Source organism: Pseudomonas sp. D5(2026) (genome assembly GCF_057766845.1).
Window position 1 is genome coordinate 3,634,900 of sequence record NZ_CM173421.1, and the last position, 18,306, is coordinate 3,653,205.

An 18,306-nucleotide genomic window follows, 5' to 3' on the forward strand; every position below is an offset into this window, starting at 1 on the left:
CGTCAGCTCAAGCCTTGCTCGAATGCCGCTGTTGGCGCTCCATGTAACGCTCCACATACGAGCAAGACGGGATCACCGTGTAGCCCATCTGCTCGGCGTACTCCAGGGCGCGCTCGGTCAGCGCGGCAGCAATCCCGCGGCCGCGCAGGGCGTTGGGCACGAAGGTGCGATAGATGTCCAGCGTCTGCTTGCCCAGATCCATGTACGTCAGATAGGCACGATGACCGTCCACGTTGGTCTCGAACTGATGACCGGCCTGGTCATGGTGGATGGTCAGCGCTTCGCTCATCACTACTCCTCGCAGGTCTTCTCGGCAGACCCTTACCTTAACCGATGGTGGTTTATCCGGCACAGAATCCTCTACGCCACCTGTTTCCGCTTCGACCATTGGACGATTGTAATCGCCTGGATCCTCTGACGCTCACAAGATAGTAGGCACCGCAAGCGGGATTGCTCAAGGTGGTGGCGGTTAAAAATGATCAAAACGCCGCCCGGCGTGACTTTCCCAAGCCAGCCCAACAGCCACCGGATGCTCTAGCGCTTAAGACGCTGATCGACAGTTAAAGTCACCCTTAGTTCAACAAAAAAGTTCCTGCACTACAACCGCTTGCGAAGCCTGCACATTTTTTTCACAGACACGTCGCAAATCTTGTCGGCGCGGGGTCAAGCAACATTTTTTTTGCAGTTCTTGCGCTCTGTCAGTTTACTTACTACAAGTAATGGGTACTATGTACGCCGGCCAGTTTCTCTTTCCTGAGAGATGGCTCTTTAATAGAAAGTCCTTGAAGGGGAACACGATGAACAACGTTCTGAAATTCTCTGCTCTGGCTCTGGCCGCAGTTCTGGCTACCGGTTGCAGCAGCGTATCCAAAGAAACCGAAGCTCGTCTGACTGCGACTGAAGACGCAGCAGCTCGCGCTCAAGCTCGTGCTGACGAAGCCTACCGTAAGGCTGACGACGCAATGGCAGCCGCTCAGAAGGCTCAGCAGACCGCTGACGAAGCCAACGAGCGCGCTCTGCGTATGCTGGACAAAGCCAGCCGCAAGTAATAATCCTCACGGATTGTTAAGAAGCCGACCCACTTGTGGGTCGGCTTTTTTATTGCCTTTGAAACCGAAAATGCGGCCAGCAGGTACGAAAAGGCCTGCACTAAGGCAGGCCTGGGTGTGTCGAATTTACCTTACTGCAGTTCGGGCGGAATGCTCGTAACCATCGGTGCGCCGCCCTGGTTTTCCACCGGCACGGCAATTTCTACCGGCATACCATCTTCTGCGGCCACCACGTCACGCACCATGTCCCAGTTCATGCGTAGGTTATTGGCCAGGTCTTCGCGCTTGAGCAAGGTATTGATAACGGCGGTGTGTTTGTCGACAACTGACGGGTTACCTTGGTCATCCAGCGGCGTGTGTGCCTCAAGATAGACCTTGCCGCCACTGATACCGAACTTGTAAGGCTCGTTGATGATGCGCACCGGAGTCCCCACCGGCACCATCTTCGACAGTTCAAGCACGTTATTGTTGAACATGCGGAAGCAGCCGTGACTGGTGCGCATGCCAATGCCGAACTTCTTGTTCGAACCATGGATCAGGTAGCCTGGCACGCCCAAGGTGAACTTGAACGGCCCCAGCGGGTTGTCCGGGCCAGCCGGCACCACAGTCGGCAGGATGTCACCGTCCGCTGCGTGCTCTTTGCGAATCGAAGCGGGCGGCGTCCAGGTCGGGTTCGGCGTCTTGGCGGTGATCTTGGTGTTGGCAATCGGCGACCCCCACCCCTCGCGACCAATCCCCAGCGGGAAGGTGTACACCACGCTCTGCCCCTTAGGGAAGTAGTACAAACGGTACTCGGCCAGATTGATGACGATGCCTTCGCGCGGGCCCGGCGGCAGGACGAAACGGGTCGGCAGGATGATCTCGGTGCCAGCGCCCGGCAGCCAAGGGTCTACGCCCGGGTTGGCGGCGATCATTTCCAGGTAGCCGAGGTCGTTTGCGGTGCCGATATCGGCGAACGTGTCCTCGTACTTTGCCTTGATCACATGCACCTGGCCGACGATGTCTTCACCGGGCGGTGGCAGTGGCAGCTCCAGCGCAGCAGCGGGGCCCGCTACCAACAGGGCGGCCAGGGACAGGCTACGGGTGACTGCAGGAAAGCGCGGCAACATCCGGTAAATCCTTCGAAAGGTGGGTCAAGAGAATCGATTGTACACCCGCGCCGATGCAAGCGGGAGGCATTGGCACGTTGCAAACGTTTCAGATGATGAAAGGCGCCTGTCGTTCAGCTGCCGTGCAGCTCTGGCCACACCGGGCGCATGCCACGTCGCTGGGCATCGAGGATGGCACGACACAGCTCACACAGGCGGCCATCGCGATAGATCGATCGCGACACCCCCGACCAACGTGGCTGGGCTGGCAGCAGGCCGCCGCACAAGGTACGGTCGACCGGCACGCCCAACTCAAGCTGGCGGGCCACGAGGTGGACGCGGATTTCCTGGCAGGCGAACAAGTCGAGCTGTTCGTCGGGCTCGATCAGTTGATAGGCATACAGGGACCAGGCAGGGCGCGGCATTTGGAGCACTCGAAACGGGGGGCGCAACATTAGCCGAAAGGCGCCCCCGTTTAAAGCTTCACAGCAAGGGTTTTATCGCTGGCCAGGCATTTTCCAGCAGGCGCTGCTGGGCACCCTGGGCCGGATGGATGCCATCAGCCTGCATCAGCTCGGGTACACCCCCTACCCCTTCGAGGAAAAACGGCACCAAAGGAACCTGTTTGTCCGCTGCCAGCTGTTCATACACCTTGGCAAAGGCAGTGGTGTAACGCACACCATAATTGGGCGGCAGGCGCATGCCCAATAGCAGCACCTTGGCCCCTGCCTGACGCGAGTGCTCGATCATCGAGGCAAGATTTTGTTGCAATTGAGCAGGTGACTGCCCGCGCAGGCCATCGTTGCCGCCCAGCTCCAACACCACCAGGCTCGGTTTATGTGCTGCAAGCAGCGCCGGCAGCCGCGCCTGGCCGCCTGCGCTGGTGTCGCCACTGATCGAAGCATTGACCACTTTGTCGTCAAAACCTTCGTCCCTGAGGCGGGCCTGCAAGAGAGACACCCAGCCCTGGCGGCTATCCAGGCCAAAACCGGCGCTGATACTATCGCCAACAACCAGCAGTGTTCCTGCCGCTGCGCTCTGGGCCAGGCAATACAGGGCCAGACCGGCACTCAACCACCACACTCGCATCGGATTCTCCATGAGCCCCAGCATTCTCGTTGCGCAGAACCTTAGCAAAGTGGTCCCCAGCGCGGAAGGAGACCTTACCATCCTCCACGCACTGTCTCTCGACCTGGCCCAAGGCGACAGCCTGGCCATCGTCGGCGCCTCCGGCTCTGGCAAGTCGACCCTGCTCGGCTTGCTCGCCGGCCTCGACCGCCCCAGCGCTGGCAAAGTCATGCTCGCCGGCCACGATCTGGGGCCACTGGATGAAGACCAACGCGCCCGTGTGCGCGCCGAACATGTGGGCTTCGTGTTCCAGTCGTTCCAGCTGCTCGACAGCCTCAATGCCCTGGAAAATGTCATGCTGCCGCTGGAGCTGGACGGCCGCCGCGACGCCCGCGAACAGGCTCGTACCTTGCTGGAACGGGTCGGCCTGGGCAAGCGCCTGAGCCACACACCCCGGCAGCTGTCGGGCGGCGAGCAGCAGCGCGTGGCAATTGCCCGCGCCTTCGCCGCGCAGCCTGCGGTGCTGTTCGCCGATGAGCCCACCGGCAACCTCGACAGCCACACCGGCGAGCGCATCAGCGACTTGTTGTTCGAGCTGAACAAGGAGCGCGGCACTACCTTGGTGCTGGTCACCCATGACGAACGCCTGGCCCGCCGCTGCCGGCGCCAGATCCGCCTGGACGCGGGCCGCCTCGTGGCGCCGATGGAGGCCCGGTGAGCCATATGCCGCTGTCCCGTCTGGGCGGCCTGGCACTGCGCCAGTTGCTGCGTGATGTTCGCGCCAGTGAAGTGCGCGTGCTGTTCTTCGCCCTGTTGGTAGCGGTAGCCGCCAGCACCGCTATCGGCTATTTCGGCGCCCGCCTCAACGGCGCCATGCAGCTGCGCGCCAGCGAGTTCCTTGGCGCCGATCTGGTACTGCAGGGCAGTGCCCCGGCCCGCGAACAACAGCTCGATGCCGGCAAGGCACTGGGCTTGCGCCATGCACACGTGGTCGAGTTCACCAGCGTGGTCGGCGGCGACAATGGCATCCAGCTGTCCAGCGTAAAGGCCGCCGACGGCGCCTACCCATTGCGCGGGCAAGTACGCAGCGCTCCGGCCCCCTATGCCGAAGAAACGCCCGGCGGCGGCCCTGCCCCTGGCGAGGTGTGGGTCGAACCTCGGCTGTTGGCGGCACTGGGGCTGGCGATCGGCGACAGCATCGACGTGGGCATGAAAACCCTGCGGATGAGCCGTGTGCTTACCTACGAACCGGACCGCGCCAACAACTTCTACAGCCTTACCCCGCGCGTGATGATGAACCTGGCCGACCTGGAAGCCACCGGAGTGATCCAGCCGGGCAGCCGGGTCACTTACCGCGACCTGTGGCGCGGCGATGCCGAGGCGCTGGCGCAGTACCGCCACACCGTGGAAAAAGACCTGGCCGCCAACCAGCGCCTGCGTGACACCCGCGATGGCAACCAACAGATCGGCGGCGCACTGGGCAAAGCCGAACGCTACCTGAACATGGCCAGTCTTGTGGCTGTGCTGCTGGCAGGCGTAGCCGTGGCTCTGTCGGCCAGCCGCTATGCTGCACGCCGACTGGACGCCAGCGCCCTGCTGCGCTGCCTGGGGCTGTCGCGCCACCAGGCGTTGGGTCTGTATTGCCTGCAACTCGCCATGCTCGGGCTGGTCGCTGCCCTGGCCGGCGCCTTGCTCGGCTGGCTGGCTCAGCTGGGCCTGTTCCGTCTGCTGCACGGCTTGCTGCCGAGCGTGGTGCCCGCCGGCGGCATCATTCCAGCGCTGGCAGGTATCGGTACCGGGCTGGTGGCACTGGCTGGCTTCGCCCTGCCGCCGATCGCAGCGCTGGGCCAAGTGCCGCCACTTCGCGTGCTGCGCCGTGACCTGCTGCCCATACCTGCGAGCAGTTGGCTGGTGTACGGCGCCGCCCTGCTCGCCCTGGGCCTGATCATGTGGCGCCTGAGCCTCGACCTGCTGCTCACCTTTGCCCTGCTCGGTGGCGGCCTGGTCGCTGCGCTTCTGCTCGGCGGCCTGCTGTTGCTCGGTTTGCGCAGCCTGCGCCAGCTGCTGGCCGGCGCGCCACTCACCTGGCGCCTGGGGCTGGGCCAGCTATTGCGCCACCCCATGGCTGCGGCAGGCCAGGCCTTGGCCTTCGGCCTGATACTGCTGGCCATGGCCCTGGTCGCCCTGCTGCGCGCAGAGCTGCTCGATACCTGGCAAGCACAGCTACCCAAGGACGCGCCTAACCACTTCGCCCTGAACATCCTGCCGGATGACCGAGAGTTGTTCGCTCAACGCCTGCACCAGGTCAATGCCGCTACGGCACCGCTGTACCCGGTGACACCCGGGCGCCTGGTGCAAATCAATGAAAAACCAGTACAGCAGGTGGTCAGCAAGGACTCGGCAGGCGAGCGCGCCGTGCAGCGCGACCTCAGCCTGACCTGGGCCGCCGAGTTGCCCGAAGGCAATGTGTTGAGCGCCGGCAGCTGGTGGCAAGCCTTGCCAGCCGACAACGACATCCCCGGAGTTTCGGTGGAAGCGCAACTGGCCAGCAGCCTGAAACTGCAAATGGGCGACCTGCTGACGTTCGATATTGGCGGCCAGCAGCGCCAGGCCCGCGTGAGCAGCCTGCGCAACGTGCATTGGGACAGCTTCCAGCCGAACTTCTACATGATCTTCCAGCCTGGCACGCTGCAGGGGCTGCCGACCACTTACCTGACCAGCTTCTATCTGGCACCGGGGCATGACCTGGATGTAGTTGCGCTGTCACGGGCGTTTCCGGCGGTGACCATCCTGCAGGTGGATGCCTTGCTCGACCAGCTGCGCAGCATCCTCGCCCAGGTCACCCTGGCGGTGGAGTATGTGCTGCTGTTCGTGCTGGCCGCCGGACTGGCCGTGCTGTTCGCTGGCTTGCAGGCCACGCTGGACGAGCGTATTCGCCAAGGCGCACTGTTGCGCGCACTGGGCGCGGCGCGGCCGTTGCTGGTCAAGGCCCGGCGTATCGAGTTCGGCCTGCTGGGTGCGGCCAGCGGGCTATTGGCGGCCGTGGGCTGCGAACTGATTACCTGGGTGCTGTACCGCTATGCCTTCGACTTGCAGTGGAGCCCGCACCCGTGGCTGCTGGTGTTGCCGCTGACGGGGGCACTGCTGGTGGGTGGTGCTGGAGTACTGGGAACACGGCGGGCGTTGAATGCCAGCCCGCTGGCGGTGTTGCGCGAGGCTTGAGGCCTGGCTGTCAGCGCTTCTGCCGGGACAGCACATGCCTCAAGCTGACGCAAGACGGGCCAGTCAGCCCGTCGAAACGCCCTGGCCATAACTGATGCTGCTGACATACCAGGTTGCCTCACCGGTAGGTGTATGCACCACCACCTCATCACCTTCCTCCTTCTTCAGCAAGGCGCGAGCCATGGGCGAATCGATCGAGATGTAATCGTTGCGCCCGTAGATCTCGTCGTAGCCGACAATGCGAAACTTCATGGTCTCGCCCTCGTCGTTCTCGATCTCTACCCAGGCACCGAAAAACACTTTGCCTTCCTGCTCAGGCGAGTAGGCCACTACTTTCACATCTTCAAGACGCTTGCGCAGGTATCGCACCCGGCGGTCGATTTCGCGCAGCAGCTTCTTGTTGTACTGGTAGTCCGCGTTCTCGCTGCGGTCACCCAACGACGCCGCCCAGGCAACCTTTTGGGTGATTTCCGGGCGATACACCCGCCACAGGTGGTCCAGCTCTTTCTTCAGCGCCTCATGGCCTTCTGTGGTGATGATATTGGTGCTCAATAGCGCATTCCTCAGCGGCGGGTTATCAGGCCTTGACGCGCGATGCGGGTGAGATGCCCTATGACTTCGGCGGCCTCGTCCGACGCCGGCGCCTGGATCACAGCCAGGTCGAAACGGTCATTGCCAAACTGCGCGAGGTGGCAGCCGCTATCGGCGAACTGGATCAGAAAGGCACGCGCCTGCCCTTTACGCCGTGACAGGCCTTCAAGATGACGCAAAAGGGTGGGTTGATGCCGGCCGCCGAGCAGGATGCGCGGTGTGCGGGACGCCTGGCTGGCAGGCAAAGGGCTCAAACAGACACTGGTACGTGGGCAACTCATGGAGCTTCTCTCCGCCTCGCGAATCCCGCTGGGCAGCGGTGGGAGGCGTCACCGAACCAGCGCTTTAGCGGTATTTCGGACGGCCCGGAATTGGGGCGTTCCTGCGCCCCGCAAGTAGCTGTTTAAATCGGCGCAGGCGGTATGCTAGAGCGATGAGCACCAAGTTGCAAGCTACAAGCCGCAAGCAAGAACAAGCCGAGTATTGGCCCGCGCTTGCCTGCGGCTCGTAGCTCGCAGCTTGCAGGTGATTAGCGGGCGATCAGCCGGTCGAGCGAGAAGCGGCCGGCGCCTTCGATCATGACTGCAACAGTGCCGGCCAACAGCGCCAGGGCGAACTCATAGCCATTGTTGGACATGAACAGGCCGTTGCCGATGTGCACCGAAACGATCGCCACTATCAAGGTCACCGTCAGCGCCAGGGCCGCCGGGCGAGCCAGCAGGCCGACCACCAGTGCCAGGCCACCGAAGAATTCGGCACCGCCGGACAGCAAGGCCATCAGATAACCCGGCGCCAGGCCGATGCTTTCCATCCATTGGCCGGTGCCTTCCAGGCCGTAGCCACCGAACAGGCCGAAGAGTTTTTGCGCACCATGGGCCATGAAGATGATGCCGACCAGGATGCGGATAACGCTTAGGCCTGCGCCAGCACGGGTAGAGAACAGTGCGTTGAAGGTAGTGTTGTTCATGTGGAAGCGTCCTTGAAGCGAAGCAGTTGTGTTGGGATGGGCGCCATCATAATCAATTCGATAGATATGAAAATCGCAAAAAACCCAACATAACAATCGATATAATCGATTGTTAACGCTTCGCTACGCGCTCCAGTGCTGTGCGTTCGCGGTTGAACGCCAGGTAGTACTTGTTGATGCTATTGACGAAATTGACCGGTCCCATCCCCACCTGCTCCATGGCGATACGCTCTGTCTGGAAGAACCACTGGTTACCGTTGAGCCCTCGCCGTCGGGCCTCTGCGCGCATGGCCTGAACCCGCTCGGGGCCAAGGTTGTAGGCTGCCAGCACAAAGGCCATGCGCTCACGCTCATTGATCTTGGCACTGGCAAAAAACTTGCGCCGGATAAGCGCCAGGTAACGGGCACTGGCCAGGACATTGCCATCTACCGTCGCGGTATTGCTCACCCCCACCCGTTGGGCCGCCGAAGGGGTAATCTGCATCAGACCATGGGCACCGCCAGTGCCGCGTGCAGTCGGGTTGAGCGTCGACTCCTTGAAGGCCAGTGCAGCCAGGTTGAGCCAGTCGATCTGTTGCGCCTGACCATGCTTCTGCAACACTGCCCGCACCGAGGCCAGACGCTGGCGGCCTTTGCTGGCCAAGGGGTTGTGTACCCGGTACTGGCGGCGGTAGATACGCTCGAACGCTGCATCCTGGTTATCGGGCGCGCGGTAACCTTGCAGAAAGCGATCGACTGCGGCCAACAATTGCGGCGCATCACGCCCTACATACCAGCGCATGGCTTGCGGCGCACCCAGGCGCACCCGGCTGTCCAGGCGCAGCCGCGGCATAACCCGGGCCCAACGCCGGGCAATGGGCTGCTCGACTACGGTCAGGTGGTAGATGCCAGCCTGTACCATCTCCAGCACATCCTCCACTGCCAGCGTCGAATCGACCCACTCCACTTTGATCGGCGGCCGCTTGCGCAGTGCCAGTTGCTGGTTGACCTGCTGGATCAGCGGCCCCGCGGCACTGGCGCTGGTCAAGGCGACGGTACGCCCTGACAGCTGTTCGACCTTGCTGAAACTTCGCTCGCCTTTGCGCCCGACCAGCGTCAGCGGCACCTGGTCGAGTATCGGCGCACTGCTGCTGACAGCGCCCACCGTCGTGGGGTCAAGCAGCTCGCCCGGGGCAGCCAGATCACCCTCGCCGCGGGCCAGAGCGCCCAGCAACTGCTCCTTGGCTCGCGGGATGAGCGTTAGCTGGATCTGCTGGTCGTCGGCGGTACGAGCATTGAGGAAATGCTCCAGGGCACGCAGGCGATAATACTCTATGCCGACTGGCTCGCCCTTGACCTCGCCGGAGCTGTTGCGGCTCTGGTTGACCAGCACTCGCAGTACTTTGCTGGTACGAATCTGCGGCAGGTCACGTACCTTGGCCGGCGGTATGTGCTGCTGCGGGCCCGGCGAACGCGCCTGGGCGGTGCCGGTAAAGGCCACCCAAAGCATCAGCAGGAAAATGAGCCAGCATCGCAGCATGCGAAAACGTGTCCGTGGTCGGTGAGCGGCATCCATGGGTTGCACCGCCAAGTGATAAACGACGGTAAAAGACCACGGCAACAGCATGAAGTTCTTGGCTTTTTCAGAAAAACCCGGTTTTTGCTATGCTGGCCGCCCCGCGGCACGAGATAGCACCATGCAACTGATCGATATCGGCGTCAACCTGACCAACAGCAGCTTTCACGACCAACAGGCAGCCGTTGTCGAGCGCGCACTGGAGGCCGGCGTTACGCAAATGCTACTGACAGGCACCAGCCTGGCGGTCAGCGAACAAGCGCTGGAGCTGTGCCAACAACTGGATGCCAGCGGCGCGCACCTGTTCGCCACGGCCGGCGTACACCCACACGATGCCAAGGCCTGGGATGCCGACAGCGAGCGCCAGTTGCGACTGTTGTTGAGTGAACCGCGCGTACGCGCTGTGGGCGAATGCGGCCTGGATTTCAACCGCGACTTTTCCCCTCGCCCGCTCCAGGAAAAAGCCCTGGAAGCCCAGCTGACGCTAGCTGCGGAGCTGCGCCTGCCGGTGTTCCTGCACGAGCGCGATGCCAGCGAGCGCTTGTTGGCGATTCTCAGGGAGTACCGCGACCACCTGTCGGGCGCAGTGGTGCACTGCTTTACCGGTGAGCGCGAGGCGCTGTTCGCCTACCTGGACCTGGACCTGCATATCGGCATTACCGGCTGGATCTGCGACGAACGCCGCGGCACTCACCTGCACCCGCTGGTAGGCAACATTCCTCAAGGCCGGCTGATGCTGGAAAGCGACGCGCCCTACCTGCTGCCGCGCAGCTTGCGGCCCAAGCCCAAAAGCGGGCGCAACGAGCCGGCGTTCTTGCCGGAAGTACTGCGCGAGGTGGCCTCACATCGCGGTGAGTCAGCCGAGCACACGGCAGCGCATACCACGGCAACGGCCCGCGATTTTTTCCAGCTCCCCTGATTCTTGCGGGTTTCTGCGGGGTGGGTGAACGCCGTTGATATGCATCAACAAATCCCGTGGAGGATGCGGGCACAATGATGGCACCTTGCCAATATTGTTTCCGCTCAACTCAGAGAAGACCTGCCCATGGGTGCCTGGCTTAGCAATGTTTCCCTGAAGTACAAGTTCTGGGCCGTCAACGCAGTGGCCTTTGTCACCACCTTGCTGCTGGTGCTGTATGCCGTGCACCTGGAGCAACGCGCACGTGCCGAGGCGGCTCAGGCCCAAGCGGCCGCGCAAGCCCAGTTGCTGGCCACCTGGCCAGCCGGGCAAGCACTGCCACGCCCGGCCAATGTCATCAGTTGGCAAACGGGGCAAACACCAACCTTCGCCGGAGAAGCGCTCGATGCCCTGCGCAATGCCAATGGCTGGGTAGAACTGCCAAGCGCCTGGATCCTCGGTGAAAACCCGCTGCGTGGCGCTCAGGTGCTGCGCAACGGCGACCAGCAGTTGGCTGTGCTGGCTCAGTCCCCCAGTCTGCGCCAGGTATTCTTCGATCGCTTCAGCAACTACGCGGTGTGTGTACTGATCCTGATGCTGGCCATGCTCGGTGCCTCCCAACTGCTGATCCGCTTCCTGCTCAGCCAGCTCAACACCCTCAAGGACGTGATGCTGCACGTGGAAAAAACCGGCGACTTGTCGGCCCGCGTACCGCTGGCCAGTGGCGACGAGGTCGGCCAGATGGCCGGGGCCTTCAACGCCATGCAGTCCACCTACCACCGCGTGGTCAGCACCGTCGCCCAAAGCGCAGCACAGCTGGACTCGGGCGCTGCACGCCTGGCCGCCAGCATGAGTGACGTGCGCCATGGCATGCTCGGCCAGCAGAGTGAAACCGACCAGGCCGCCACTGCCATCAACGAAATGTCGGCGACCGTGCACCACATTGCCCAACACGCCGGTGCCACCCGCGATCTGTCACAAACCGCGGACACCTTGGCCGGCAGCGGCCAAGCGGTGGTCAGCCGAGTGCAGGATTCGATTTCCGGGCTTTCCAGCGGCGTGCAGCAAACTGCCGAAATGATTCGCCAGTTGGCCGAGGACAGCCAGAAGATCAACGGTGTCGTCAGTGTGATCCACAGTATTGCCGAACAGACCAACTTGCTGGCACTCAACGCTGCCATCGAAGCCGCGCGCGCCGGCGACCTGGGCCGCGGCTTTGCCGTGGTGGCCGATGAAGTGCGCAACCTGGCCAAACGCGTGCAAACCTCCACGGATGAGATCACCACCATGGTTTCGGCCCTGCAGTCGGGCACCCGCGATGCGGTGGAGTTCATGCAGGAAAGCTCGTACAAGGCCGACGACTGCGTGCGTCAGGCTCAGGAGGCCGGCGAGGCGCTGGCTGAAATTACCGGTGCCGTGGCACAGATGCGCGAGAGCAATACCCAGATCGCTGTAGCGGCCGAGCAGCAAAGCCAGGTAGCCGAGGAAATGAACCGCGCGGTGGTCAGCATCCGCGATGTCACCGAGCGGACCGTGCAGCAGACGGTCGGCTCGGCGACCACCAGCAGCGAACTGGCGACCCTGGCCGGCGAACTGAACAAGGCCATTGGCCAGCTCAAGCTATAGTCACCATAGCCAGGTTCGATTGGCCCCCGCCTGGGGGCCGCACTAAGCTTTGGGCATGACCGAGAGGAAATCCCCATGAGCAAACGCCTGCCCAATCTTCCCGCCTGGCAATGGCGCGGCTACCACCATAATCACCGCCACCCGACCAACCTGGTGCTGCACCTGATTGCCGTTCCTTTGTTCATTTTAGGGGCACTACTGGTGCTGTCCGGACTCTTCGGTTTCGACCTCGGCCAGATCGCGGTGGGCGTGATTGCCCTGATCGCCGCACTGGGCCTGCAGCGCCAAGGCCACCGCCTTGAAGCCAAGCAGCCCGAACCGTTCGCCAACCGCCAGGATGCCGTGCAGCGCTTACTGACCGAGCAGTTCATCACCTTTCCGCGCTTTGTGGTGAGCGGGGCCTGGTGGAGGGCCTGGCGGGAGCGGCACAAGCACCGACACTGAGTCAGTTGCCGGGGCGCTCCTTGTAAGCAACCTGGTAAGGATCAGGCGAAAACGGTGACGGTCTGCCGGCTCAAGGCCAACAACTCGCCCTGCGCTGTCCACAATGCCGCAGCAGCGTGCCCATAGCCATCCCGTGCATGCTCGGTCTCCACGCAGTATCGGCACCAATCCAGGGTCGACAGTTTCACCGTAGGCTGGATGAACTCAATGGTCCAGGTCAGCGTACTGCCCGCAGCGGGCTGCTTGAGAAACGGCATAAGGCTGGGTGGCCAGGCATCGACCAACGCCAGCAAGTGCGCCTCGTTCACCGGCTCTTCCAGCACATCCCGCAAACGCACCCAGCCGCCCATCTTGCGCGACTTACTGCCACTGAACGGAAGCCCACCTACTGCCCAGCGCAGGGCAACATGCCGCATGAACTCAGGGGTAACGCCTTTGATATAGGGCAACTCCGGGGCCGCCGCGTCGAGCGCAGGCATTTCAACGGCAGGTAACGCCGGCACTTCCACCACCGAAGGCCGGCCCGCACCGAAATTGCCCTGCACCAAGGTCACCACTTGGCCATCCTGAACGGCGCGGCCCAGCAACGTGCTAACCGCCTTGCCTTCGCGCAAGACCTCCACCTCGAAGCGGATGGGCACATCCGCAGCCGCTGGCGCCACGAAGCTGATGGCCAATGAGCGTACCGGGCGGCTGTCGCAGAGCCTGAGGCGCATGGCTTCGTACACCATGGCCGCCATCAGGCCGCCAAAGGCTGCGCGCCCCTGAGCCCAGCTGGGCGGAATGCTGACGGAATCCGGGTTGGCCCGCACAGCGTCGAGCAGTTGGTTGAAATTCATTGGCCGGCTCCTGCCTGCAAAGGAAAAGGTCCACTCATCCTAGCCAGCAAACCCCGGACAATCAGCCCGCAAATCGGTCATTTTCCGTGATAACGCCGCGCCAGCGCCTCTTGCAGGGTATCCAGCGTCACATCTGACTGGCGCTCCGCCTCATGCAGTTCCTGCTCCCAATCGGCCTTGCAGGGCAGCAGGTCGGCATGGTCGCGCGCTTGCAGCAGCCATTGCAGGCGGTCGTGCCAATCACCCAGGTCGCCCTGGGCCTTTTTCAGCACACGTTGCAGTTTCTTTCCTGCGTGATCGAGTTGCGGATAGGCCTCATCGCCATAGCGCGCACGCTTTATCAGCAAACGCAGCCGGTGGCGATCGTGAGCCGGGTCCCGCAACGCTTCGTGCAACGTGCGCCATTGTTTGACCAGGCGCTTGTCGATGCGTTTGTCCAGCGATTTGACCAGCCCCTCCCGGCCCGCCGCACGCAGGAACAATGGAAAGGCGTCAACAATCGCCAGCACCCTGGCCAGCTGCGGGCTGGCAGCGACACTTGCAAAGGTTCTGTCACGCCCCTGCAGACGCCGCTGCCCGGCTGCCGCATGACCGCGCCCGATCAGCTCGGCCGCCAGTACCTCACGATCACGCAAGGGCGTGGTAAGGGTACCCAGCGAACTTGCAGCATCCTCAAGCTGCTCCACGCCGGGCAGCCCACGCAACGGCCTCAACAGACTGCGCAGGCGCCGCAAGGTGATACGCAAGTCGTGCAAGGCCTCGCTGTCGGTATTGGCAGCCAGGCGTTCACGACAGGCCAGCAAGCGCACCTGCAAGGTCAGTATCTGGGCAACTACATGGTCGAGCATGGCAGACATACGATGCTCCCTGGTCAGCGCCCAGCGCGAGATTCACGAATGTAGAAGCGGGCCTTTTCGGCTTTGCGGGTACAGCTTTCATAGCCTTCGAACTGCTGCTGGGTCTTGGCCCCGGTCAGCAACGACAAGGCCTTGGAGTAACTGACGGCACCGGCGAAGCCTTCGGCCTTGGCCAGGTCCAGCTCCTTCCAGGCGGCATCCAGCTGGGTCGCGCAGCTGTCACGGTAGGCCGTCTTGCCCGCGCAGCCAGCAAGGGCCAAGGCAATCAGTGGAAGGCAGATCCAGGCTTTCATCAGTAATACCTCTATGGATAAACGGTGGCTATTCGACGCTCCGACAGCTGGAAAGTGCCATGCCCAGCCGGCGTTGCCTGGCCAGTTTTATTACAGTAGCTCAGCACGATCTACATTGAAGCACAGGCAGCGATGGGTGCATTGTAGGACCATGATGGCACTGGCCGGGGAATGTTCATGAGTAAACGTGTGGCACTGGTACTGGGGTCGGGCGGAGCCCGAGGGTATGCACACATCGGCGTGATCGAAGAAATCGAGCGCCGCGGCTACGAAATAGCCTGCGTCGCGGGGTGTTCCATGGGCGCGGTGATTGGCGGTATCTATGCCGCCGGCAAGCTGGACGACTATCGCAACTGGATCGAGAGCCTCGACTACCTGGATGTGCTGCGCCTGGTCGACGTCAGCTTTCGCCTCGGTGCAATTCGCGGCGACAAGGTGTTCGGGCAGATCCGCAAGATCGTCGGCGAGATAAACATCGAGCAACTGCGCATACCCTACACCGCAGTGGCGACCGACCTTACCAACCAACAGGAAATCTGGTTCCAGGAGGGTTGCCTGCACCAGGCCATGCGCGCCTCGGCGGCCATTCCCAGCCTGTTCACGCCGGTGATGCAAGGCAACCGCATGCTTGTCGACGGCGGCATCCTCAACCCGCTGCCAATCGTGCCTGTGGTGTCCAGCCATTGCGACCTGATCATCGCGGTGAACCTCAACGCCACCAACCAGAAGCAGTACCAGTTGCCAGTGATTGAGCGCCCGGCAGCGTTCAAGATGCGTTTTGACGCCTTGCTGAGTTCGCTGGGCTCACGCCTGCCGTTCCGGCGCAAACCGGCGGAAGAGCTGATCCGCATCGAAAAGGAAATCGTCGCCGAAGGGTTGGCGCCACCAAGCCCGTGGCTGGCCGACAGCGCCGACCCGGAAAGCCAGCAATCAGCGGCGGCCCCGGAGCGCGAGGGCGCGCCGAAGTCGGCCACCGGTTCTTTCATCATCGACAACGTGGGGCCGGCCTCGCTGCTGGACTTGATCAACCAGAGCTTCGAGGTCATGCAGACTTCGTTGGCACAGTACAAGATTGCCGGCTATCCGCCGGATGTGCTGATCAACGTGCCCAAGCGGGTGTGCCGGTTCTTTGAGTTCTACAAGGCGCCGGAGCTCATCGCCCTGGGGCGAGAGATTGCACGCGATACGCTGGACAGTTATGAAGGGGTGAAGCGGTAGAATCTGGTCCGCGCCGCCCCTGAGGCAGTGTGGTCTTCGACAATGACCGCCCTCGCGGCTGGCGAAAACGAAACAGGCCGCGCGAGGCGGCCTGTTTCTTCATGCAACGAACACCTTAGTAACGGGTGATGTCTGCATTGGCTTCCAGCTGCTTGCGGTAAGCGGCAAAGTCCTGCTGGCCAGCACGTGACGCGAGGTAGCGGCGAATCTGCTGCTTCTCTTCGTCGGTGGCGGTAGCGCCTTCGTTCACACCCTTGAGCTGCAATACCACCAGGCTACCGTCACGCAGCACTACACTGCCGTAAACAGGCTTGTCCTTGGCTTGCGGCTTGCCCAGACGGAACAGTGCCTGCAGTTCGGCCGGATCAATACCGTCCTCACCACGGGTGACTGCTTCATAGGCTTTCCAGCCCAGGCCTTCGTGCACACTGCCTGCTGCGATGGAACCGTCGCGCAAGCCGGCAATCAGCTTGTCTGCCTTGGCCTTGAGCTCGGCAGTCGCCTTCTCTTTGGCCAGGTGCTCCCTGATGTTCTTGGCCACAGCTTCCAGCGGCAGTTGCTCTGGCTTGCGGTGCTCCTTGACGCGCAGCACCACGGTGGTCTCAGGGTCAAGCTCGATGGCGGTGCTATTGGCCCCCTCATCCAGCACTTCTTCAGAGAACGCAGCCTGCACCACCGCACGGTTGGCAGTAATACCTTCACCGCCCTCGCGGCCGAAGGCAGCGGAGGTGTGTACCTTGAGGTTCAGGTCCTGGGCCGGCTGGGCCAGATCGGAAGCCTCGTAGGCAGCATCCTGCAGTTGCTTGCTGGCGTCGACATAACGCTGCTCGACCAGTGGCATCTTCAGATCGCGGGTCAGTTTGTCCTTCAGGCTGGCGAAGCTCGGTACTTCTGGCGCCTGCACGCCCAGCAGCTTGATCAAATGGTAGCCAAACTCGGTGCGCACCGGTGCAGATACCTGGCCATCCTGCAGCTTGTACAGCGCCTCTTCGAAGGCTGGGTCGTATACACCCGGGCCGGCGAAGCCGAGATCACCACCGCTGTTGGCGGAGCCTGGGTCCTGAGAGAACTCCTTGGCCAGAGCGGCAAAGTCCTCACCCTTGGCCAGACGCTGCTCGATCTCTTCGGCGCGAGCCTTGGCCTGGGCGTCGGTGACCTTGTCGTTGACCTCGATGAGGATGTGCGCGGCATGGCGCTGCTCGGCGAGGTTGGCGATTTCCTTCTCGTACTGGGCCTTGAGCTCTTCGTCGGTCACTTTGACCTGGTCGAAGAAGGCCGACTTTTTCAGTTCGATGTAGTCGATCACGACCTGGTCAGGCGACATGAACTCCTTGGCGTGCTGGTCGTAGTGCGCCTTGACCTCTTCATCGCTGACCTTGACTGCGGCCGGGTCGGCCTTGAAGGTCAGGGAGGCGAAGTCGCGGGTCTGCTTTTCCAGGCGAGCAAAGGCGTCGACCTGCTGATCGGTGACGAAGCTGCTACCGGCCAGGCCAGTGCGCAGTTGGCCGATCAGCATTTCCTCGCCGAGCATCTCGCGGAACTGCATGCGGCCGTAGCCCATCTGGCGAATCACCTGGTCGAAACGGTCAGCGCTGAACTTGCCGTCCACCTGGAACTCAGGGGTCTGCAAGATCACCTGGTCCAGCGCAGCGTCGGAGAATGCGAACTTGGCATCCTCAGCACCTTGCAGCAGCAGCTTGCGGCTGATCAGCCCCTTGAGTGCTTCTTCACGCAGCAACTTGTCATCCAGCAGCGCCGGGTCGAAATCCTTGCCCAACTGTTGCATCAGTTGACGGCGCTGCATGTCGGCCGCCTGGCTCAGTTCGTTCTGGCTGATGGTCTGGCCGTTCACCTTGGCGGCGTCCTGGCTATGAGTGGCGGCCTGGAAAATGGCTTCGAAACCGGTCAATGCCATCAACACGACGATAAGGCCGATGATGGTCTTGGCAATCCAACCTTGTGAATTGTCCCTGATATTTTGCAGCATGCGTCCCCCAGAAACGGCTGTACCACTGCGTCGACAACCGCGGAGCGTGGGTAGAATCCTGATAAAAGAAAGGCGCATCCGAGGATGCGCCTTTTCTTAGCAAACGTGTCAGGCGGGAACGTTTGCGCCCCGCCATCACCGTGCTCGGACCAGGCAAGGCCGGGCCCGGCTGAAAGACGACTTAGTTGACGGCGTCTTTCAGGCCTTTGCCTGCCTTGAAACCTGGAACCTTGGCGGCTTCGATCTTGATTGCCTTGCCGGTTTGCGGGTTGCGGCCGGTACGCTCGGCGCGCTCCTTGACCGAGAAGGTACCGAAGCCAACCAGTACCACATCGTCACCTTGCTTCAGGGCGCCGGTGACGGATTCGATGACTGCGTCCAGCGCACGGCCGGCTACAGCTTTCGGGATGTCAGCAGATGCGGCGATAGCGTCAATCAGTTCCGACTTGTTCACTCTAAGTCCCCTTATTTCTCTATTGAGTTTGTTTCTAAGTATGTAATGAAAAGCTTATGAAACGTGTGCTGGGCGGCCTGACGACAATAGCGTGCCGCTTTATAGCAAGGCCTCGAAAAAACTGTCAAGGAAAGCCCCCCAGCTGAAAAC

The 18,306-nt window shown here is 62.1% G+C and carries 20 protein-coding genes; 7 read left to right on the top strand and 13 right to left on the bottom strand.

The features are described 5' to 3' along the window. Positions 1-7 precede the first annotated feature (7 nt). A complete protein-coding gene (locus AC3B5Q_RS16805; RefSeq protein WP_003250290.1) occupies positions 8-289 on the bottom strand; it encodes a GNAT family N-acetyltransferase in 282 nt (93 codons plus the stop codon). Between the two features lie 508 nt (positions 290-797). Here AC3B5Q_RS16805 and AC3B5Q_RS16810 point away from each other — a divergent pair. Beyond that, a complete protein-coding gene (locus AC3B5Q_RS16810) occupies positions 798-1,049 on the top strand; it encodes an Lpp/OprI family alanine-zipper lipoprotein (RefSeq protein WP_003250288.1) in 252 nt (83 codons plus the stop codon). Between the two features lie 131 nt (positions 1,050-1,180). Here the strand turns inward: AC3B5Q_RS16810 and AC3B5Q_RS16815 are convergent, their stop codons facing one another. The 3 genes from AC3B5Q_RS16815 to AC3B5Q_RS16825 all read right to left on the bottom strand — a co-directional run bounded on the left by AC3B5Q_RS16815 (position 1,181) and on the right by AC3B5Q_RS16825 (position 3,226). Beyond that, positions 1,181-2,158: a L,D-transpeptidase family protein gene (locus AC3B5Q_RS16815; RefSeq protein ID WP_021782888.1), complete on the bottom strand. Its 978-nt coding sequence runs from the start codon at positions 2,156-2,158 to the stop codon at positions 1,181-1,183. Positions 2,159-2,271: 113 nt separating this feature from the next. Beyond that, positions 2,272-2,562, bottom strand: a complete 291-nt coding sequence (locus AC3B5Q_RS16820) for a hypothetical protein (RefSeq protein WP_021782889.1) — start codon at positions 2,560-2,562, stop codon at positions 2,272-2,274. A 58-nt stretch (positions 2,563-2,620) separates the two neighbouring features. Further along, on the bottom strand, positions 2,621-3,226 hold the full coding sequence (locus AC3B5Q_RS16825) for an arylesterase (RefSeq protein WP_020192893.1): 606 nt from the start codon (positions 3,224-3,226) through the stop codon (positions 2,621-2,623). A 10-nt stretch (positions 3,227-3,236) separates the two neighbouring features. Here AC3B5Q_RS16825 and AC3B5Q_RS16830 point away from each other — a divergent pair, with 10 nt between their 5' ends. Both AC3B5Q_RS16830 and AC3B5Q_RS16835 read left to right on the top strand, forming a co-directional pair. Further along, positions 3,237-3,923: an ABC transporter ATP-binding protein gene (locus AC3B5Q_RS16830; protein ID WP_021782890.1), complete on the top strand. Its 687-nt coding sequence runs from the start codon at positions 3,237-3,239 to the stop codon at positions 3,921-3,923. Then, positions 3,920-6,427 carry an ABC transporter permease gene (locus AC3B5Q_RS16835; RefSeq protein ID WP_103462713.1) on the top strand — a complete coding sequence of 836 codons (2,508 nt, stop codon included), beginning with the start codon at positions 3,920-3,922 and terminating at the stop codon, positions 6,425-6,427. Before AC3B5Q_RS16830 ends, AC3B5Q_RS16835 begins: the two co-directional genes overlap by 4 nt. 63 nt (positions 6,428-6,490) lie before the next feature. Here the strand turns inward: AC3B5Q_RS16835 and greB are convergent, their stop codons facing one another. The 4 genes from greB to AC3B5Q_RS16855 form a co-directional block, all read right to left on the bottom strand. Continuing rightward, the gene (gene greB, locus AC3B5Q_RS16840; protein ID WP_021782892.1) at positions 6,491-6,979 is read right to left on the bottom strand and encodes a transcription elongation factor GreB; all 489 of its coding nucleotides are present in this window, start codon (positions 6,977-6,979) and stop codon (positions 6,491-6,493) included. A gap of 11 nt (positions 6,980-6,990) precedes the next feature. After that, the gene (locus AC3B5Q_RS16845) at positions 6,991-7,299 is read right to left on the bottom strand and encodes a hypothetical protein (RefSeq protein ID WP_021782893.1); all 309 of its coding nucleotides are present in this window, start codon (positions 7,297-7,299) and stop codon (positions 6,991-6,993) included. A 248-nt stretch (positions 7,300-7,547) separates the two neighbouring features. Next, positions 7,548-7,985, bottom strand: a complete 438-nt coding sequence (locus tag AC3B5Q_RS16850; protein WP_103462714.1) for a DoxX family protein — start codon at positions 7,983-7,985, stop codon at positions 7,548-7,550. 112 nt (positions 7,986-8,097) lie between these two features. Beyond that, positions 8,098-9,504: an MltF family protein gene (locus AC3B5Q_RS16855; protein WP_028697374.1), complete on the bottom strand. Its 1,407-nt coding sequence runs from the start codon at positions 9,502-9,504 to the stop codon at positions 8,098-8,100. Between the two features lie 157 nt (positions 9,505-9,661). On the opposite strand from AC3B5Q_RS16855, the gene AC3B5Q_RS16860 reads away from it, so the two are divergent. The 3 genes from AC3B5Q_RS16860 to AC3B5Q_RS16870 all read left to right on the top strand — a co-directional run bounded on the left by AC3B5Q_RS16860 (position 9,662) and on the right by AC3B5Q_RS16870 (position 12,508). Next, on the top strand, positions 9,662-10,459 hold the full coding sequence (locus AC3B5Q_RS16860) for a TatD family hydrolase (RefSeq protein WP_021782896.1): 798 nt from the start codon (positions 9,662-9,664) through the stop codon (positions 10,457-10,459). A gap of 126 nt (positions 10,460-10,585) precedes the next feature. After that, positions 10,586-12,064: a methyl-accepting chemotaxis protein gene (locus AC3B5Q_RS16865; protein ID WP_103462715.1), complete on the top strand. Its 1,479-nt coding sequence runs from the start codon at positions 10,586-10,588 to the stop codon at positions 12,062-12,064. Between the two features lie 75 nt (positions 12,065-12,139). Further along, positions 12,140-12,508: an Mpo1-like protein gene (locus AC3B5Q_RS16870; protein WP_252458298.1), complete on the top strand. Its 369-nt coding sequence runs from the start codon at positions 12,140-12,142 to the stop codon at positions 12,506-12,508. A gap of 41 nt (positions 12,509-12,549) precedes the next feature. On the opposite strand, the gene AC3B5Q_RS16875 is transcribed toward AC3B5Q_RS16870, so the two are convergent. From AC3B5Q_RS16875 to AC3B5Q_RS16885, 3 genes are all read right to left on the bottom strand, one after another. After that, positions 12,550-13,347, bottom strand: a complete 798-nt coding sequence (locus AC3B5Q_RS16875; RefSeq protein ID WP_488392680.1) for an acyl-CoA thioesterase — start codon at positions 13,345-13,347, stop codon at positions 12,550-12,552. Positions 13,348-13,424: 77 nt separating this feature from the next. Further along, a complete protein-coding gene (locus AC3B5Q_RS16880) occupies positions 13,425-14,204 on the bottom strand; it encodes a CHAD domain-containing protein (RefSeq protein WP_021782900.1) in 780 nt (259 codons plus the stop codon). A 14-nt stretch (positions 14,205-14,218) separates the two neighbouring features. Continuing rightward, entirely contained in the window at positions 14,219-14,497 is a 279-nt protein-coding gene (locus AC3B5Q_RS16885; protein WP_003250254.1) for a lipoprotein, read from the bottom strand. 177 nt (positions 14,498-14,674) lie between these two features. Here AC3B5Q_RS16885 and AC3B5Q_RS16890 point away from each other — a divergent pair, with 177 nt between their 5' ends. Beyond that, complete coding sequence (locus tag AC3B5Q_RS16890; RefSeq protein WP_028697375.1) at positions 14,675-15,715, top strand: patatin-like phospholipase family protein; 1,041 nt, start codon at positions 14,675-14,677, stop codon at positions 15,713-15,715. Between the two features lie 115 nt (positions 15,716-15,830). Here AC3B5Q_RS16890 and AC3B5Q_RS16895 read toward each other — a convergent pair whose 3' ends face one another. Together AC3B5Q_RS16895 and hupB are read right to left on the bottom strand one after the other, a co-directional pair. Further along, on the bottom strand, positions 15,831-17,702 hold the full coding sequence (locus tag AC3B5Q_RS16895) for a SurA N-terminal domain-containing protein (RefSeq protein WP_338443723.1): 1,872 nt from the start codon (positions 17,700-17,702) through the stop codon (positions 15,831-15,833). Positions 17,703-17,883: 181 nt separating this feature from the next. Then, positions 17,884-18,156 carry a nucleoid-associated protein HU-beta gene (gene hupB, locus AC3B5Q_RS16900; protein WP_003250246.1) on the bottom strand — a complete coding sequence of 91 codons (273 nt, stop codon included), beginning with the start codon at positions 18,154-18,156 and terminating at the stop codon, positions 17,884-17,886. Between the last annotated feature and the right edge of the window lie 150 nt (positions 18,157-18,306).

Coding starts and splice junctions, on each gene's coding strand:
- AC3B5Q_RS16875 (WP_488392680.1), bottom strand. CDS start 13,347: ATGAATTTCAACCAACTGCTCGACGCTGTGCGGGCCAACCCGGATTCC.
- AC3B5Q_RS16830 (WP_021782890.1), top strand. CDS start 3,237: ATGAGCCCCAGCATTCTCGTTGCGCAGAACCTTAGCAAAGTGGTCCCC.
- AC3B5Q_RS16810 (WP_003250288.1), top strand. CDS start 798: ATGAACAACGTTCTGAAATTCTCTGCTCTGGCTCTGGCCGCAGTTCTG.
- AC3B5Q_RS16820 (WP_021782889.1), bottom strand. CDS start 2,562: ATGCCGCGCCCTGCCTGGTCCCTGTATGCCTATCAACTGATCGAGCCC.
- AC3B5Q_RS16850 (WP_103462714.1), bottom strand. CDS start 7,985: ATGAACAACACTACCTTCAACGCACTGTTCTCTACCCGTGCTGGCGCA.
- AC3B5Q_RS16815 (WP_021782888.1), bottom strand. CDS start 2,158: ATGTTGCCGCGCTTTCCTGCAGTCACCCGTAGCCTGTCCCTGGCCGCC.
- AC3B5Q_RS16860 (WP_021782896.1), top strand. CDS start 9,662: ATGCAACTGATCGATATCGGCGTCAACCTGACCAACAGCAGCTTTCAC.
- AC3B5Q_RS16825 (WP_020192893.1), bottom strand. CDS start 3,226: ATGCGAGTGTGGTGGTTGAGTGCCGGTCTGGCCCTGTATTGCCTGGCC.
- AC3B5Q_RS16870 (WP_252458298.1), top strand. CDS start 12,140: ATGAGCAAACGCCTGCCCAATCTTCCCGCCTGGCAATGGCGCGGCTAC.
- AC3B5Q_RS16885 (WP_003250254.1), bottom strand. CDS start 14,497: ATGAAAGCCTGGATCTGCCTTCCACTGATTGCCTTGGCCCTTGCTGGC.
- AC3B5Q_RS16805 (WP_003250290.1), bottom strand. CDS start 289: ATGAGCGAAGCGCTGACCATCCACCATGACCAGGCCGGTCATCAGTTC.
- AC3B5Q_RS16865 (WP_103462715.1), top strand. CDS start 10,586: ATGGGTGCCTGGCTTAGCAATGTTTCCCTGAAGTACAAGTTCTGGGCC.
- AC3B5Q_RS16845 (WP_021782893.1), bottom strand. CDS start 7,299: ATGAGTTGCCCACGTACCAGTGTCTGTTTGAGCCCTTTGCCTGCCAGC.
- AC3B5Q_RS16855 (WP_028697374.1), bottom strand. CDS start 9,504: ATGCTGCGATGCTGGCTCATTTTCCTGCTGATGCTTTGGGTGGCCTTT.
- AC3B5Q_RS16895 (WP_338443723.1), bottom strand. CDS start 17,702: ATGCTGCAAAATATCAGGGACAATTCACAAGGTTGGATTGCCAAGACC.
- AC3B5Q_RS16890 (WP_028697375.1), top strand. CDS start 14,675: ATGAGTAAACGTGTGGCACTGGTACTGGGGTCGGGCGGAGCCCGAGGG.
- AC3B5Q_RS16880 (WP_021782900.1), bottom strand. CDS start 14,204: ATGTCTGCCATGCTCGACCATGTAGTTGCCCAGATACTGACCTTGCAG.